Here is a 17,326-nt window from a genome sequence, read left to right as displayed (position 1 = left end):
GGTTTTGCGCAAAGATTTGAAAAAAATCTGACTTTCAGAAAAGTTTTTCACTTCCTTTCTTCCTTTTCAGCTACTAAAAAAGCCGAGATAAAATCTCAGCTTTTTATTATTTCATATTTTCGATATATTGGTAAACACCTTGTCCAGCAATAGCGCCATCACCAACTGCTGTTGTGATTTGACGGAGTTCTTTCTTACGCACATCACCGATAGCAAAGATACCTGGAATAGCTGTCTTCATGTGGTCATCTGCGATAACCCAACCAGCTTCATCTGTAATACCAAGTCCTTCAACCATTTTTGAAACTGGGTCAACACCAACGTAGATGAAAATACCACCAAACTCATGTTCACTGATTTCACCAGTTTTAACATTTTCTACAACAACACCTGAAACCTTGATATCATTTCCTTTGATTTCTTTAACAACGGAATCCCAGATGAAATTGATTTTCTCGTTAGCAAAGGCACGGTCTTGCAAAATCTTTTGTGCGCGTAATTCATCGCGACGATGAATAATGGTTACTGATTTTGCAAATTGTGTTAAATAACCAGCTTCTTCAACAGCTGAGTCACCACCACCGACAACCAATAAATCTTGGTTACGGAAGAATGCTCCATCACAAACTGCACAGTATGACACCCCACGGTTTGTGTACTCTTCTTCACCAGCTACGCCAAGGGCACGGTTTTTAGCACCAGTCGCCAAAATAATTGTCTTAGCTTCATAAGTAGCATCTTCAGTGATGACGCGTTTAACATCGCCAGCATCTTCAATGCTTTTGACGATACCATAAATATTTTCCACGCCAAATTTTTCAAGCGGTGCATGCATTTTCATTGACAATTCTGGTCCAGAAATGTGATCGTAACCTGGGTAGTTTTCAATTTCTGATGTATTATTCATTTGCCCACCAGGAGCACCTTGTTCAATAATACCAACTTTAAGGTTAGCACGTGCGGCATAAAGCCCAGCAGTCATCCCTGCAGGACCTGAACCAATAATTAATGTATCGTACATGTATTTTTTACCTCGTTTTATCGATTATTTTTCTATTCTATCAAGCTCATCTCTAAAACACAATTATTATGCTTTAAACATCAATAAAATGGCCATAAAAGCAAAAGAAAGAACTGGAATGACCATAATAGATATCATCAAAATATCATACAAAAAAGCTTGGCGTTCTTTGGCTGTTTTATCATATTTGCGTCTAGCTCGCCAAAAATTCCAAAAAACACCAACTAAAAAAACACTGATAATTGATAAAAGTAATCCCTGAATATAGAGACTAAAAATTTCTAAAAACATATTTCACCTTGCACTCGTATTCTATTTTGCTCTAAAAAAGCTGAAAAAAACTTTCAGCTCTTATTATATCAAATCTGTGTCTTTAAATATACGTTTTTGTATAATTTGCAAAGAATTCTTTGGTTCTTGCTTCTTTGGGATGTTTAAAAATCTCTTCTGGTCGACCAGCTTCAAGAATACGTCCCTTATCCAAAAAGAGAACTTTATCAGCCACTTGATAAACAAAATTCATATCATGGCTCACCAAAATCATGGTTTGTCCTGCTTTTGCAGCATCTGCAATTGATTTTTCCACTTCTCCAACCAACTCTGGATCAAGGGCAGAAGTGGGTTCATCTAAAAGAAGAACATCAGGTTTCATGGCAAGTGCTCGCGCTAAGGCCACGCGCTGCTTTTGCCCGCCTGATAAATGCCTTGGGTAATGATTCTCACGATCAGACAAACCAACTTTAGCTAATTCTTCTTTAGCAATCTTAGTTGCCTCAGCATCTGATAGTTTTTTGACAATCTTTAAGCCTTCTTTGACATTTTCAAGTGCGGTGCGGCGTTCAAAAAGGTTAAATTGCTGAAAAACCATAGCCAGTTTTCGACGGAGTTCAAGCACTTCTTCTTTGGTGATATTTTGAAAATCAACCTTGAAATCATCAATAGCAATACTCCCATAGTCAGCTTGCTCTAAATAATTCAAACTACGTAAAAACGTTGACTTTCCTGCTCCAGATGCTCCAACAAGGGCCAAGACTTCACCCTTTTTAATAGCCACATCTAAACCATCTAAAACCTTCTGACCAGAGAATGCTTTTGTTAATTTTGTAATCTTAATCATTAGCGAATATCTCCTGTTATCGTATCTTGGCTTATTTTTGGAGTATCAATAGCCATTTTTTTCTCAATTAAACGACCAATTTGTTCGATAATAATACTGATAATCCAGTAAACCAGAGCGACCGAAATATATCGTTCAAAGTAACGGTAATCTGACCCACCTAAAATCTGAGCTTGGGCAAACATTTCAACAATCCCAGCATTAAATGCTAGCGATGTTCCTTTGGTCAAGCCAATTAAACTGTTAATCAAAGTTGGTGTGGCAATCACCGCAGCATTTGGAATAATCACACGGCGATAAACTTGAAACGAAGTCATTCCAAGACTACGCGCTGCTTCGATTTCACCAACATTTACAGCTTGAATAGCCGCACGAATGGTCTCGCTAGTGTAGGCAGCTTCATTAAAAGCAAATGCTGTCACAGCAAAAACTGAGGCAGGAATGGCATTGATATTCCAGTCAAACCCGTATTTTAGCTTAAGAAATTTTAAAAAGAGTGGAATGCCGTAATAAGTCAGCATCAACTGAACCAAAATCGGTGTTCCACGTAAAAAACTGACGAAAACAGCTTGAATAGGATACAAAACTTTAGGACGATTGATTTTCACAATAGCAAAGACTAAAGCTAAAATCAAACCAAAGAAAGCACCTGCTAAAGTCAATCCAAGAGTTGTCGGCAAATGTCCCAGCAAATCAGGAATGGCATCAAAAACCGCACGCCAGCTAAAGAGCTGACCTTCAGGTATTTTTTCAACTAACTTATCATACCAAGATAAGCCAGTTGTAAGTATTATAAAAGACATGAATACTCCTTCTTTTAAGATTTAACAGATGAGACGAAATCTCCACCAAAGTAAGTTTGACTTAATTCAGCTAACGTTCCATCTTCTTTTAGAGTTTTAAGGCGTTTATTAACGAATGCTTGCAGTTCTTTACCATCACTAGTATCAGCGAACAAGAGATATTCTAGTCCATCGTTTTCACCACCGACTTTTTCTTTAACATTAGTTACTGTTAAATTAAAGCCTTGGTCTTCAACCAAATAATTTGATGAAATGGCATCGTAAAGAATAAAATCAATCGTTCCATTTTCAATGTGTTGAACACGTGTCGTTAAACCAGTTGAGCTTGCAGCATACTTGATTTTAATCGGTTCTTTATCTGGATTATCCTTGTTCCATTTTTCCAAAACTTGCGCGTAATTTGACCCTGAAATAACTTCCGTTTTTTTACCCGATAAATCATCTAAACTATCATAGCTTGTCCCTTCAGCACTCGTAATCGCATAATTGGAGTGTGAAATTGGATCTGAGAAAAGGTATTTTTGCGCACGTTCTTCATTGTAATTAAAATCATTTGCCGCAATTTGATAACGGTCTGCATCCACACCCGTCAAAATAGAATCAAAAGCTGTTGTCACAAACTCCACTTTGTATTCCTTTGAGTCCTTGAAAATAGCTTTTACCACATCGATATCATAACCTTTAAAGGCTTTATTTTCCTTATAAGTAAATGGTGCTGTGTCTGAATCAGTCGCTACTTTGATGACCTTTTTACCACCAGATTGCGTTTGAGTTGAGCAAGCTGAAAGCACCAAAGCAACTACCGCTAAAAAGGCTACTGTTAAAAGGTTTGTCTTTTTCATCTCTCTTCCTCTTTTCTAATCATCTTTGTTACAGTCTACCAAACTTAGAGGCGCCTGCCCAATATATATTTTCTATGACCTTGATAGAGAAAAACTATCATAATATCGAGCTAAGTTCTTGACACAATAGTCTAATTTTTTTATTTGAGCCTAAAAAATAGCCTGAAACTTTTGTTTCAGACTACTTTTGATATTAGAAAGTTTGTTTTCTTGCTTTACGTTCGGCACGCCCTTTAGCACGGTTAGCGGCACGGCGTTCGCGTTTGCGTTTTTCATCAACTTTCCATTGAATTTTTTTCTTATAACCAGGTTTGATTTTTTTCTTTTTCTTCTTAACCAAACCAATCATCTCAGTATCAAGTTTTTGGTATGATTTTTCACGGTTAGCACGGCGATCACGATCGTAAGTATCTTGGAATTCACCATTTTTGAGCATTTTTGGTACGAATTTGATTCCTAATTTTTCAAGTTCACGAATATCTGAATCATCACTTGGTTGGTAAAGAGTAATAGCAATACCATTCAAACCATTACGTCCTGTACGTCCAACACGGTGAACAAAGAATGACAAATCTTGCGGAATCGCATCGTTGATAACGTGACTAACCCCTTCAATATCAATCCCACGCGCTGCCAAATCTGTTGCCACGATGTATTCGTAAGACAGTTTTTTGATTTGGTTCATCGTACGTTTACGTTCACGTGGTGGAATGCCACCGTGGATTTTAGCAACTTTCAAACCATTTGATACAAGGTAGCTGTGCAATTCATCTGCACGTTCTTTGGTGTTCACAAAAATCATAGCAAGGTATGGGTTAAGAGCTTTTGTGATTTCCAAAATTTGAGCATTTTTATCACGACCTTTAGTGGATACCAACCAGTTATCGATGGTATCTGCGATAACTGTTGTTGTCTTGATTTTTTCCATGACAGGATTTGTCAAATATTTCTTCAAGAACGGTTGCAATTTTTGTGGAATAGTTGCTGAGAAGACCAAAATTTGAACATCTTTTGGCAATGTGCTAGCAATCTTATCAACCGTATCAAGGAATCCCATATCAAGCGTCATATCAGCTTCATCAACGACAAAAGTGTGTGCCTTGTAGATTTCAAGGTCGCCAGATTTAACCAAATCATAAATACGACCAGGTGTTCCGATGACGATATGTGGTTGAGATGATTTTAGTTTTTCAATTTGACGAAGTTTATCTGTCCCACCAACATAATTTGCTACACGGATTTCTGCTTCAGATTTATCCGCAATTTGTTTTGTAGCTTGATAGATTTGTGTTGCCAATTCACGGCTTGGTGCTGTGATAACAACTTGAACGTTGTCGCTTGTTTCATCCAATTTTTCAAAGATTGGTAGCAAGAAAGTGTGTGTTTTCCCTGAACCAGTTTTTGATTCACCTACCAAATCACGACCTGAACGTACAACAGGAATTAATTTTTGTTGCACTTCTGTCGGATTTTTGAATTTAAGCTCTGCGAGTGCCTCACGGATGTAGGGCTTAAAATTAAAATCGTTAAAAGACATGTTTTACCTCAATTTCTTATCTCATCAAGTTTCACTTGAAATTTCTCTATATCTGTTTATCGTTTCATCCCTAGCTAAGAGCTGCTAGGTGAATTTTTTCATTCCTTTCTATTATATCATTAAAAGGGGGATTAAAGCAAAGCACTATGCGCTTTAAGAACTAAAAAAACGAGCTGAGAATTTCTCAACTCGCTTTCCTTATTATAAGACATAAAGGAAAATCAATGTGAGGATGCTTGCGATAGCTCCAACGCTCCACAAGAAAGCATCAACTTTCCATTCAGACCATTTTTCTGATTTTCCAGACAAACCACCAAGCTCCAAATGATGATGGAATGGTGTCATACGGAAGATACGACGACCTTCACCATATTTTTTCTTAGTGTATTTAAAGTAAGATACTTGAAGCATTACTGAAGCTGTTTCAAAAACGTAAACAAATCCAATGATTAGCAATGTCCATTCTTGACGAAGGGCAATTGAAATTGCAGCAAGCATCGCACCCAGTGCCAAGCTTCCCACATCACCCATGAAGACCTTAGCTGGTTTGTGATTGAAAACAAAGAAACCAAACAAAGCACCAATCATAGTGACAATAATCAAAAGTACGTCAAATTGTTTTTGAACAACTGCGATAACACCGTAAGCTGCTAAACTAATAGCTACTGAGATTGAAGCCAATCCATCAATACCATCAGTCAAGTTAACCGCATTTGAAAATCCAACAATCCAGAAAAGAACAAAGGCAACATAAAGAACGCCAAGGTGTAAATCAAATCCAAAGACATTCAAATCATCTGTTCCACTTGGACGCACGTGAACAAAATAGAAAATCAAACCACCAATAATTTGCAAACTCATTTTTTGCCAAGGTGTCAAACCTTCATTGATTTGTTTAAAGATTTTCAAGAAATCATCAAGGAATCCAACAATTCCATAAATCAAAAGAACCATTAAAATTCCTACGGTTGCTCCCATTGAAGCACCAGCTTGTCTTTCAATAAAGAAACTAAAGACAAGACTAACAAGAATGGCAACTGTTAGAAAGACTGTCCCACCCATTGTTGGTGTTCCAGCTTTAGCCAAATGTTGTTTGACATCCTCGTGCATTTGTTGCCCACCAATTTTTTTCAATTGATAAATACGAATAAAATGCGGCATAGCAAATACTGTCAAGGCAAAGGCGACAATACCTGCAATTAAACTTAAAAACATTTTAGTTTAGTCTCCTAAAGTAATTTTAATTTTTTTGACTTTGTCAATATCTTTTCCGGTATCGACACTTTGCTTAGTGACTTTTGAACCAGAGCCTTTAATGGTTACTTTGATTCCAGTCCACTTCGCAAATTTTTCAACATTTTCTTTCGTCCAGCCATACATGTCTGGCATTGTTTTTAATTTTCCTGTCCAAAGTAGCACTTGTTCATTTTGTGAAAGGTTGCTACCGACTTTTTTAGACATTTTCTTAATTTTGCTACCTGATCCAACGACAACTGGTTGAACAAGATTATTACGAAGTTCCTGAGCGGTATCACCAGGTGCTTTTCCGATATAATCTTTCAATTGGTATTTGGTTTCCGTATCTGTACCAGTCACAGCTGTACTTGTCAAAGTATCTTTAATCATCATAGCACGTTCAAGTACTGGGTTTACAACATCTTTCCAGAAATTACGTTTGAAAGTTGTTGTGGGTTGTTGAAGAGTGACGTACATGATGAAATCAGGATCATCTGATGGCACCATGGCAACAACTGAGTTGATGTAATCATTGTCACCTGTCAAATAGCCTCCACCTTGATCGGCAGGTGCCGCAATTTGGGCTGTACCAGATTTGACGGCAACAGAGTAATCACCGACTTGAATAACCGGTGCCCCTTCCGTGCTATCATACAAGGTACCAAATTGTGAATCTGTACCAACCGTTACCATGTAATCAAGTGTTTGATTAGCAGCATTTTCTGAGACAGGTTTACCAGAGATTTCAGCTGACGCTTTACGGGCTGTATTATTATTTGGGTCGTAAATTTGACTAATAAATTGTGGTTCAAGCATAACCCCTTTATTAGAAATCGCAGAAAAGGCACGAAGCATTTGAACTTGTGTCACACCAATACCTTGACCGAAAGCACTCATGGCAATGGTTACTTCATTGTCTGATGGTAACAAGCCACTACCTTCATTGACCATACCAAAACGTGTTGGGTAACCAAACTTAAACTTAGACAAGTAGTTTAGCCATTTGTCATTACCCATTTTTTGTTCAAGACTTGTCATAGCAACGTTACTTGACCAAGCAAACCCTTGAGCATACGTCATATATTGAACAGAAGTATTACCTTCATTGACGTTCCAGTCATTGATTTTTGTATCAGCAACTGTAATACCGTTGATTGTTGAAATCACTTCATTTGGCGTAAAAATACCATCATCGATAGCTGAGGCAAGTGTCATTACTTTCATGGTTGATCCTGGTTCATAATAACTTTGATATAGAAGGGTATTCCATGTTTTTAGGTTATCTTCATTATAACCTTCCATTGTCTGTGCATTATAAGTTGGACGTTGTGTCGTTGCTAAGATTTCTCCTGTCTTAGCATTAACCACTGTCGCACTGGCATATTTACCTTGAGCATCATTTTGGAAAATATCCATTTGTGACTCAAGATAAGATTGCAATGGTTCAGAAAGTGTTGTGTAGACATCTTTTCCATCAACAGCACGTTTAACAGTCGTTTCCGTACCAAGTAACAAGTTACCATTTTTATCTTTTTGATAGGTTACTTTTCCGTCTGACCCTGATAGCACATCGTTTAATGAGGCTTCTAAACCTGATGTTCCGACAAGGCTTGATGTTTTACCATCTTTGTTTTCTTTTAATTGGGCAAGTCCTAAGAATTGCGAAGCAAAGACACCATTTGGATACATACGTCCAGGTGTTGATTCAAATCCAATTCCCTTAATTCCAGCCTCCTTCATAGCTGTTTCAATTTCTGATTTCTTACTGTATGATAAACCAGACCCTGAACTTCCGAATGACACTTGGAAAAGCCCACTTTGATTCAATTGTTTTAAGACTTCGTCTTTATCAATACCGATTTGGGCATTCAAAATCTCAGCAACTTTATCGTATTGAGATTTTTTAACGTAGAGTTTTTCACCAGTTGTTGACACGTAAGATTTCGAAATAATAGCATAAACACTATAAGTTGTCGAATCCTCAGCCAGTGCAACACCATTACGGTCATAAATCGTACCACGTTTGGCTTGAACCGTCACTGTTTGTTGGTAAACATCTGAGGCTTCTTTAGATAAATTATGACCAAACTTGGTATCTGTTCCCACAATAATCGCGAAATTGATAATAAACACAAAGAAAAGGAAGACTGCCAAAATCATCAGATTTTGACCAACACGCTCGCGATTCTTATCGGGTGTGCGTCTGTCCTTTACCACATAGTCTAAAAAACGATTCATTAATTTTTTCATAGACTACTCCACCTGTTTAATATTATCCTGTTGGCTTGTTAAACCAGCATTTTGGGCAATTTGCTCAACACGGTCACGACTTGACAGTTCGTTAACCTCTTGTTTAGCATTGTCGTAATTTGTCTGTACTTCAGTAATCTGACTATTTAAATCAGTGATTTGCTGTTGTACTTGAAGATTACGGCTTTGAAGGTAAATAATACTAATCGCCATGGTAATAGCCGTTAAAATAATTGAACCATAAAAAGCTTTTTCAATGCGTGAAAATTTTCGAATACGACGTTTAAGAGCCTTAGCAATGGCTTCGTTACGATGTTTATCAGTCATTACTTACGAACCTTTCTAGCCACGCGCAATTTTGCTGAGTGTGAACGATTGTTGGCCTCTAACTCTTCTTGACTCGGTAAAATTGGTTTACGATTTACAAGAGCTAGTTTTGGCTGCATATCATCTGGAATAAAAGGTAAACCTTTTGGAACTTCCACTGTAGACGCTTCTTTAAACAATTGTTTTGTCAAACGGTCTTCAAGTGAGTGGAAAGTAATTACGGAAATACGACCATCAACTGCTAATAAGTCAATCGCTTGTTGGATAGACTCATCTGCCGCTCCCAATTCATCGTTAACTTCGATACGAATGGCTTGGAAAATTTGCTTAGCAGGGTGCCCTTTTTTCTTAAGTTCTTTAGCAGGTTTAGCTGACTTGATAATCTCAGCCAATTCAGTCGTTGTCTCAATCGGTTTAACCTGTCTAGCTTGCTCAATTTTACGTGCAATTTGCTTAGAGAACTTATCTTCGCCGTATTTGTAAAAAATGCGTACCAAATCATGGTAGTCGTAAGTATTGACAACATCATAAGCTGTCAAGTCTTGCTCACGGTTCATACGCATATCTAACGGAGCGTCTTTCTTATATGAAAAACCACGCTCACGTTCATCTAATTGCGGACTTGATACCCCAAGGTCATATAATATACCGTCAATCTCAGTTACTCCATGCATTGCTAAATTTGAAGCAAGATTTCGGAAATTGTCCTTGATGAAAGTGACTTGTCCTTTTTCAATATAATCTTTTAGTCGAATTTGTGCATTATCAATAGCCGTCTGGTCTTGGTCAAAAGCATAAAGATGACCATTCGGGCCAAGCTTAGAGAGGAGATATTCACTGTGTCCTGCTCCTCCTAGCGTTGCATCTACATAGATTCCATCTGGCTTGATATCAAGCATATCAACGGTTTCATGTAGAAGTACTGTAATATGATGAAAGTCTTTTGTCATACCTTTCATTATAACACAAATAGAAAGATTCTTCCTTAAAAGATAGGGATAAAAAGAAAAACCAAGCATCTCGTGTTTAAGATACTTGGTACTTACTCATCTGAAAAATATTATTCTCTGATTTGTCCTTTACCGTTAATATAAAATTTTGTGCTTGTTAATGCCTCTAAGCCCATTGGACCACGCGCATGCATTTTTTGGGTAGAAATTCCAATTTCTGCTCCCAAGCCAAAGACAAATCCATCTGTAAATCGTGTTGAGGCATTTACATAAACCGCTGCTGCATCCACTTCATCTTGGAAGCGTTCGGCGTGCTCGAGGTCTTTTGTCACAATCGCTTCAGAGTGATGCGTTGTGTAACGATTTACCCAATCAATGGCTTCATCAAGTGAAGAGACCACATTAACAGACATGATGTAATCATTGTATTCTGTTGCAAAGTCTTCCTTATTTGCTGCCTTTGCGTCTTTAAAAATAGCTAGCGCTTTTTGGTCTGCACGAAATTCTACTGGATGAACCTTGTTAATAGCTTCTTCTAATTGAGGCAAGAACTGCTCTGCAATTTTTTCATGAACCACAAGACTCTCAGCTGCATTACAAACGCTTGGGCGTTGTGTTTTGGCATTGATGACAATCTTAGTCGCCATGTCCAAATCAGCTGTTTCATCAACGAAAATGTGACAATTTCCAACTCCAGTTTCAATGACTGGAACTTTAGATTTTTCTTTAACCGTTTGAATCAAGCGTGCGCCACCACGTGGAATCAACACATCAACATAGTCGACAGCTTGCATTAATTCTTCAGCAACAGCGTGGCTAGTATCTTCGACTAATTGAACCACATTTTGGTCAATTCCTTCCTCAGCTAGAGCTTTTCTGATAACTGTTACAAGTGCTGTATTTGAATGAATAGCATCACGACCACCACGTAAAATAATGGCATTACTTGTTTTGAAAGCAAGACTAAAAGCATCAACAGATACGTTTGGACGACTTTCAAAAATCATAGCAATGACACCTAATGGCACACGTTTTTGAACAATTTTTAAACCATCTAGATTCGTATAGCCACGAACAACTTGTCCAATTGGGTCTTGAAGATCAGCTACTTGACGAACACCTTCGACAATGCCTTCAATGCGGCTAGCATCCAAACGCAAACGATCCACCATAACCGGTGAAATGCCATTTTCTTGCGCTTTTTCAACATCACGCACATTTTCTTGCAGGATAAAATCTATTTCGTCTAACAAAGCCTTAGCAACTAGATTCAAGATTCGATTTTTCTCTGCTGTTCCAAGTTTTACTAGACTTTGAGAAGCGATTTTTGCATTTTTCCCTAGTTCATCAATATAGCCCATTTCAAGACCTCCTTTATTACTTAGATTGTGAAAACCACGTTCCGATATTAGCTCCTTCAAGGGCACGTAAAATATCGCGTGGATTAGCTCCATTCATCAAAATCATTTGACTATTATTGTCAAAAATCATTTGGGCACTCTTAATCTTGCTAAGCATGCCACCTGTACCAAATTTGCTACCTGCACCGCCAGCTGACTTAATGATTTCATCAGTGATTTCACTAACATGTTCACGAAGTTTAGCATCTTCATAAACATTTGGATTTTTATCATAAAGGCCATCAATATCTGACAACATGATTAGCAAATCAGCTTTAGTCACTTTAGCTACAATAGCTGACAAACGGTCATTGTCTCCGAATTTTGTGGCATGATCCATTTCATCAACACTGATAGCATCATTTTCATTAACGATTGGAACAATTCCCATTGAAAGAAGAGTTTCAAAAGCGTTGGTGAAGTTTGCCAAACTTTCTGGATACTCAATAACATCACGTGTAATCAAAAGCTGACTAACTTCTGTCTGATAGTGTGAAAAGATTTGCGAATAAAGGCTCATCATAGCCACCTGACCGACACTTGATACGGCCTGTTGTCGTGCAATTTCTGTTGGACGTTTATCCATATTAAGAACATTAAGTCCAAATCCCATGGCACCAGATGATACCAAGACAACTTCCATCCCTTTATTCATCAAACTAGAGATAACAAAGGCTAGCTGATCAATTTTTTCTAAATTTATTTTGCCATTTGGCATAACAAGGGAACTTGTCCCGATTTTTATAACAATTCGTTTTACTGATTCAAAATTACGTTTCATACGCTTATTATACACTAAAAAAACAGTCCTAGGAACTGTTTTTCTAAGGTTTTATCTAAGTATTTAGTCAACTTTAATTCACATCTTAATTTCAGGAGATTTTAGAAATTAATGTGAGATTTTCTTCCAAAATTTATGACTAATCAAGATTTGAGCAATAATCGCTAAGACCAAAAGAACAATTGTCAATGTCATGTTAATCAGTAGAACTTGCTGAGTGATATTGCCAAGGATTACTAAACCAACTGCTAAGCCACCACCAAGAAGATAAGCTGCCATCATAATCGCAAAAGCAAGCCACTGACCTGAATGTCGATTAAAAAGTTGGGTCACATCTTGCCAAAGCAGATTCAGATTTCTATAGTCACGCCAGTACATTAATTGACCTTGGACAACAATCATTGCACACAAGCCTACCAAAAAGGCTAGCATCAAAAGTACATTTAACCGTAAGAAAACCAAGCCAACGACTAGGTAAACACAAGCAGGAACAAGAGCTTGAAGTCCTGCTAAAACCACAAACTTCTGAACAAGGAAAGCTTTAAAGTTAAGTGGTAAACTTCTCAAAAAGTTATAGTTCTCTTTTTCAAGTGAAATGCCGACACCTAGTAAAGTTGTTGGCATAGTACAAGTTGTTCCCAAAATGACTCCAACTAACAAAGCAATACCAAAATAATCCGTAGATACCTTGGCTAAAGTAAACCCATTAGTCAGCATTGGTGTTAGGAAAACAACCACATAAATCAAAGGCATCAAATAGGTCTGAGTAAGCAAGGTTGCATTTTGAAGTGTTGAAAGGTGATGATGAAGCATCATCTTTGTTAAAGAAGCTGAGCGTTTTGACGTTTTTTTCGTCTGCTTCTTAGCTTTAGCTTTTTTAGGACTAGCATACAAAGTATTGTGATAATAATTTGGCATTGCCCATTTAACCAAACCGATAATCAATCCCAAAAGAACAAGCAAAGGAAGGTAAAAGTTCAAAAGCGCAGCCAAGCTAAAAGGCGCATGAACCACATCATAAAAGCCTCTAAAATAAGGAATAATTGGACGATCAGGAATCGTCAAGCTGTCACTTCCCATGTTTTTACTGTTGACAACATTCATATAAAGAATAGTTCCGACAGCGCCAATCGTTGAAAGAGACATCAAGACTGTTGAAATCAATTTACGATGATTGCTGCGAACAATCAAACCACCAACCAAGCTATTAACATAAAGTGCTAATACTGTTGAAGCGGTAAAGAGAATTCCAAAAACAATCACGGTAGCAATAATTGCCACAAATAGTCCTGCCATTTGCCAATAAGCGATGAAAAATAATGACACCAAAGGCATCAAGAAGGTCACGCCCATCCCAAAACTTGAAATCACTTTTGCCAGATACAACTCACTAGATTTAATCGGCAAGTGAGCATAAAGTTTAACATCATCACTTTCATAAAAAATGCTATACATAGCTGAGAAAGCATTCAAGCTCGCCATGATGAAGAAAATCGCTGTGTAAAATGAAAAGTAACCAGGATAATGTTTAAAATTAAGACTGGCAAACATGAAAATGTAAATCACTGCAAAGAAAAGACTTAAGACCACTTGTTGACGAATCACACTTTTATAAGTTGAAAAATTTTTTCTCGGATTCTTTTCTTGCTTACGTTTAACCGCCGTTACAGTTTGGGGATTTGAGTAAAGAATATTAATCTTAACGAGTTCCCTAACAGTTGACCAGTTCATACACTCACCCCTCTTTCACCTTGCGTCCAGCAAGTTCTAGGTAAATGCTTTCCAAATCTTTGTCAGGATAATTTGCTTTTAGCTCATCCAAAGAACCAACAAAAATCAATTTGCCTTCTTTTAAAATCCCAATACGGTCACACAATTGCTCTGCAACAGCCAAGACATGTGTTGAAAAAAGAACGGTATTGCCACCACGCGCATGCTCTTTCATCATCTCTTTCAAATCAAAAGAAGCTTGCGGGTCAAGACCAGTTAAAGGCTCATCCAAAATCCAAATATCAGGATTTGAAATCAAAGCTCCAATCACAATGACTTTTTGACGCATCCCATGTGAGAAACTTTCAATCAAATCATTAACATGCTCAGCAATATCAAATAAATGTGATAAACGATCAATACGTTCATCAACCTCTTTTTCAGCAACGCCGTAAATCTTTGCCAAGAAATGCCAATACTCACCAGCTGTCAAATTCAAGAACAAGTCTGGCGTGTCAGGAACATAACCAATGCGCTTTTTGATGTCATTGCGGTGTTCTGATAAAGCCAAATCATCCACGTAAACTTCACCATAAGTCGCATCAATGATTGACGTTAAAATGCTAATGGTTGTTGTTTTCCCAGCACCATTGTGCCCAATCAATCCGAAAATTTCCCCATTTTCGATGGTCACATTTAAATCACTAAGTGCTTCCTTATCTCCATATAATTTTGAAACATGTTCAAAACGAATCATTTTTTCTTTCCTCCTAATCTCCTCAAAATGGCTTTATCCACTTTGAAACTTCCTTTTTTTCATAATATTCTACTGCCCACTCTTGGGTTAATTTTTTTAATTCCTCAACACCACGTGGGAGTGTTAAATCAGTGTGAGCGCTGTAAAGATTTAAATCACGGTCTAAATGCAAAGCACATAAACCAGCATCTCTACTCTTAATTACTTCATTAGACGCCGACAGCAAAATTTTAGATAATTTCACGTCCTGTCTAACTACCATATCTTCATAAGCGACTTTAATAGCTGAATATAGTTTGCTACATCTTTCATCCATTAAATCTCCCCCTCTCCCAAATTTTAAATACATTTGTACTATTGAAATAACACAAACAATCTTTACAATATCTTACCCTTTCTTACACCATTTGTCAAATCATTACAAAAAGCCCTTGCCAAAAGCAAGGACTTTCTATCATGATTTATTAAGGATTACAATGATTCGTAAAGGCTAACAGCGTTATCAACTGTGAATCCATATTCTTCAAAGATTTTAGCACCTGGTGCTGAAGCTCCCCAAGTATCGATTGTAAGAGTTTTACCTTGGAGACCAACATATTTGCCCCAACCAAAGCTTGAACCAGCTTCGATTGCCAAACGTTTTGTAACGTTAGATGGAAGGATACTTTCTTTATAAGCAGCATCTTGTTCGTCAAAGATGTTTTGTGCTGGCATTGAAACCACGCGAACGTGAACACCTTTAGCTTCCAAAGCAGCTTGAGTATCAAGAGCCAATTTCACTTCAGAACCTGTAGCGATAAGGATACCGTCAAGGTCACCTTTAGCTTCTGAAAGGATGTAAGCACCCTTGTTCAAACCTTCTTCTGCCAATTCTTTTGTTCCTTCAAGAACAGGAAGATTTTGACGAGTCAAGATAAGCATTGTTGGACGAGTTGTTTCAGCAAGAGCACGTTTCCATGCAGCGTTTGTTTCGTTACCATCTGCTGGACGGATAACGTTAAGGTTAGGCATAGAACGAACGCTAGCTAATTGTTCAACTGGTTCGTGAGTTGGACCATCTTCACCAACAGCGATTGAATCGTGTGTCATAACATAGACAGTTGGTAATTGTTGAAGAGCAGCCATACGAACAGCTGGAAGTAGGTAGTTTGAGAATACGAAGAATGTACCACCGTAAACACGAGTACCACCATGAAGAGCGATACCGTTCATTGCAGCAGCCATAGCAAATTCACGAACACCAAACCAAATGTTACGACCAAGGTAGTTATCTGGTTGGAAATCAGATTCTACTTTGACCATTGTATTATTTGATGCAGAAAGGTCAGCTGAACCACCCCAGAATGATGGGACTTGAGCTGAGATTTGTTGGATAGCTTGTTGACTTGATGAACGGCTAGCAAGGCTAGTTCCAAGTTCGAAGTCGTCAAGTTTCACGTCAACTGGTTTGTTAGCAAATGCAGCTTTGTATTCAGCAGCTAATTCTGGGTAAGCAGCTTCGTATTCACGGAATTTAGTTTCCCATGCGTTTTCAGCAGCTTCACCACGGAATTTGATACCAACTTCAAAGCGTTTAGCAACTTCTTCTGGTACTGTGAATTCTGGGTATTCCCAACCGTAAGATTTTTTAGCGTAAGCAATTCCATCAACACCAAGAGGGGCACCGTGAACAGCAGATGTACCTTGTTTTTCAGCACCGAAACCAATGATTGTTTTCACTTCGATGATAGATGGTTTTTCTGTTTCAGCTTTAGCTTCTTCGATAGCTTTAGCAATAGCTTCAAGGTCGTTACCATCTTTAACCAAGATGTGTTGCCAACCGTAAGCTTCGAATTTACCTTTAATATCTTCTGTAAAGGCTTTTGATGTTGGACCATCAAGTGAGATGTCGTTTGAATCGTAAAAAAGGACCAATTTACCAAGTTTTAAGTGACCTGCAAGACTAGCAGCTTCTTGGCTGACACCTTCCATCAAACAACCATCACCATGCAAAGCATAAGTGTAGTGGTCTACAATGTCAAAGCCTGGTTTGTTAAATTTAGCAGCTAAATGAGCTTCTGCCATTGCCATACCAACAGCGTTAGCGATACCTTGACCAAGTGGTCCTGTAGTTGCTTCTACACCATCAGTGTGGTTAACTTCTGGGTGACCTGGTGTTTTTGAACCCCATTGACGGAAGTTCTTCAAGTCATCGATTGTTACATCGTAGCCTGATAAGTGAAGTAGGCTATACAAAAGAGCAGAACCGTGACCTGCAGACAATACAAAACGGTCGCGGTTAGACCAAGAACGACTTGTCTTTGGATTAACATTCATTACATGATTCCAAAGAACGTAAGCCATAGGTGCAGCTCCCATTGGAAGGCCTGGGTGACCTGAATTGGCTGCCTGAATGGCATCAATTGAGAGCGTACGGACAGTGTTTACTGCCAACTGATCAATAGCATCAAATGTCATGAGTGAAACCTTTCTGTTTTTAAGGACTTAAAGTATTATTGTTCGGATTCTATTATATCATAAAAAACTTGACTTTTTAAATTAAATTGTCATTTGCTTTCTTGTAAGCAGTTTCTAAAAAAGCCCAGCTAAACATAG

General features: G+C 38.0%; 16 protein-coding genes. All 16 read right to left on the bottom strand.

Features of this window, described 5'->3' with window-relative positions; genetic code table 11:
* Positions 1-106: 106 nt before the first annotated feature.
* On the bottom strand, positions 107-1,021 hold the full coding sequence (trxB, locus tag E0E02_RS03420; protein ID WP_133017850.1) for a thioredoxin-disulfide reductase: 915 nt from the start codon (positions 1,019-1,021) through the stop codon (positions 107-109).
* A 66-nt stretch (positions 1,022-1,087) separates the two neighbouring features.
* Complete coding sequence (locus E0E02_RS03415; RefSeq protein WP_039695906.1) at positions 1,088-1,312, bottom strand: DUF4059 family protein; 225 nt, start codon at positions 1,310-1,312, stop codon at positions 1,088-1,090.
* 82 nt (positions 1,313-1,394) lie between these two features.
* Complete coding sequence (locus E0E02_RS03410; RefSeq protein WP_133017849.1) at positions 1,395-2,138, bottom strand: amino acid ABC transporter ATP-binding protein; 744 nt, start codon at positions 2,136-2,138, stop codon at positions 1,395-1,397.
* Positions 2,138-2,941, bottom strand: coding sequence for an amino acid ABC transporter permease (locus tag E0E02_RS03405; RefSeq protein ID WP_074965403.1), 804 nt, complete (start codon positions 2,939-2,941; stop codon positions 2,138-2,140). Before E0E02_RS03405 ends, E0E02_RS03410 begins: the two co-directional genes overlap by 1 nt.
* Positions 2,942-2,955: 14 nt before the next feature.
* Positions 2,956-3,783 carry a transporter substrate-binding domain-containing protein gene (locus E0E02_RS03400; protein ID WP_133017848.1) on the bottom strand — a complete coding sequence of 276 codons (828 nt, stop codon included), beginning with the start codon at positions 3,781-3,783 and terminating at the stop codon, positions 2,956-2,958.
* A 193-nt stretch (positions 3,784-3,976) separates the two neighbouring features.
* Positions 3,977-5,320 (bottom strand): DEAD/DEAH box helicase, encoded by a 1,344-nt coding sequence (locus E0E02_RS03395; RefSeq protein WP_074565088.1) that lies wholly within the window; start codon positions 5,318-5,320, stop codon positions 3,977-3,979.
* Between the two features lie 201 nt (positions 5,321-5,521).
* The gene (gene mraY / locus E0E02_RS03390; protein WP_074603656.1) at positions 5,522-6,535 is read right to left on the bottom strand and encodes a phospho-N-acetylmuramoyl-pentapeptide-transferase; all 1,014 of its coding nucleotides are present in this window, start codon (positions 6,533-6,535) and stop codon (positions 5,522-5,524) included.
* Positions 6,536-6,541: 6 nt separating this feature from the next.
* On the bottom strand, positions 6,542-8,806 hold the full coding sequence (gene pbp2X / locus E0E02_RS03385; protein ID WP_133017847.1) for a penicillin-binding protein PBP2X: 2,265 nt from the start codon (positions 8,804-8,806) through the stop codon (positions 6,542-6,544).
* 3 nt (positions 8,807-8,809) lie between these two features.
* Complete coding sequence (ftsL, locus tag E0E02_RS03380) at positions 8,810-9,133, bottom strand: cell division protein FtsL (protein ID WP_006531147.1); 324 nt, start codon at positions 9,131-9,133, stop codon at positions 8,810-8,812.
* The gene (rsmH, locus tag E0E02_RS03375; RefSeq protein ID WP_024344632.1) at positions 9,133-10,083 is read right to left on the bottom strand and encodes a 16S rRNA (cytosine(1402)-N(4))-methyltransferase RsmH; all 951 of its coding nucleotides are present in this window, start codon (positions 10,081-10,083) and stop codon (positions 9,133-9,135) included. Before rsmH ends, ftsL begins: the two co-directional genes overlap by 1 nt.
* 110 nt (positions 10,084-10,193) lie before the next feature.
* Positions 10,194-11,444, bottom strand: coding sequence for a glutamate-5-semialdehyde dehydrogenase (locus tag E0E02_RS03370; protein WP_133017846.1), 1,251 nt, complete (start codon positions 11,442-11,444; stop codon positions 10,194-10,196).
* A 16-nt stretch (positions 11,445-11,460) separates the two neighbouring features.
* On the bottom strand, positions 11,461-12,264 hold the full coding sequence (gene proB, locus E0E02_RS03365; RefSeq protein WP_133017845.1) for a glutamate 5-kinase: 804 nt from the start codon (positions 12,262-12,264) through the stop codon (positions 11,461-11,463).
* A 108-nt stretch (positions 12,265-12,372) separates the two neighbouring features.
* On the bottom strand, positions 12,373-13,995 hold the full coding sequence (locus E0E02_RS03360; RefSeq protein WP_133017844.1) for an ABC transporter permease: 1,623 nt from the start codon (positions 13,993-13,995) through the stop codon (positions 12,373-12,375).
* Between the two features lie 4 nt (positions 13,996-13,999).
* Entirely contained in the window at positions 14,000-14,731 is a 732-nt protein-coding gene (locus tag E0E02_RS03355; protein WP_133017843.1) for an ABC transporter ATP-binding protein, read from the bottom strand.
* A 22-nt stretch (positions 14,732-14,753) separates the two neighbouring features.
* Entirely contained in the window at positions 14,754-15,047 is a 294-nt protein-coding gene (locus tag E0E02_RS03350) for a bacteriocin immunity protein (protein WP_074965412.1), read from the bottom strand.
* Positions 15,048-15,202: 155 nt separating this feature from the next.
* On the bottom strand, positions 15,203-17,188 hold the full coding sequence (gene tkt / locus E0E02_RS03345; RefSeq protein ID WP_133017842.1) for a transketolase: 1,986 nt from the start codon (positions 17,186-17,188) through the stop codon (positions 15,203-15,205).
* Between the last annotated feature and the right edge of the window lie 138 nt (positions 17,189-17,326).

The organism is Streptococcus sp. KCJ4932 (genome assembly GCF_004352745.1).
Classification (GTDB): Bacteria; Bacillota; Bacilli; order Lactobacillales; family Streptococcaceae; genus Streptococcus; species Streptococcus ruminicola.
This window is presented reverse-complemented; position numbering and strand designations above follow the sequence as displayed.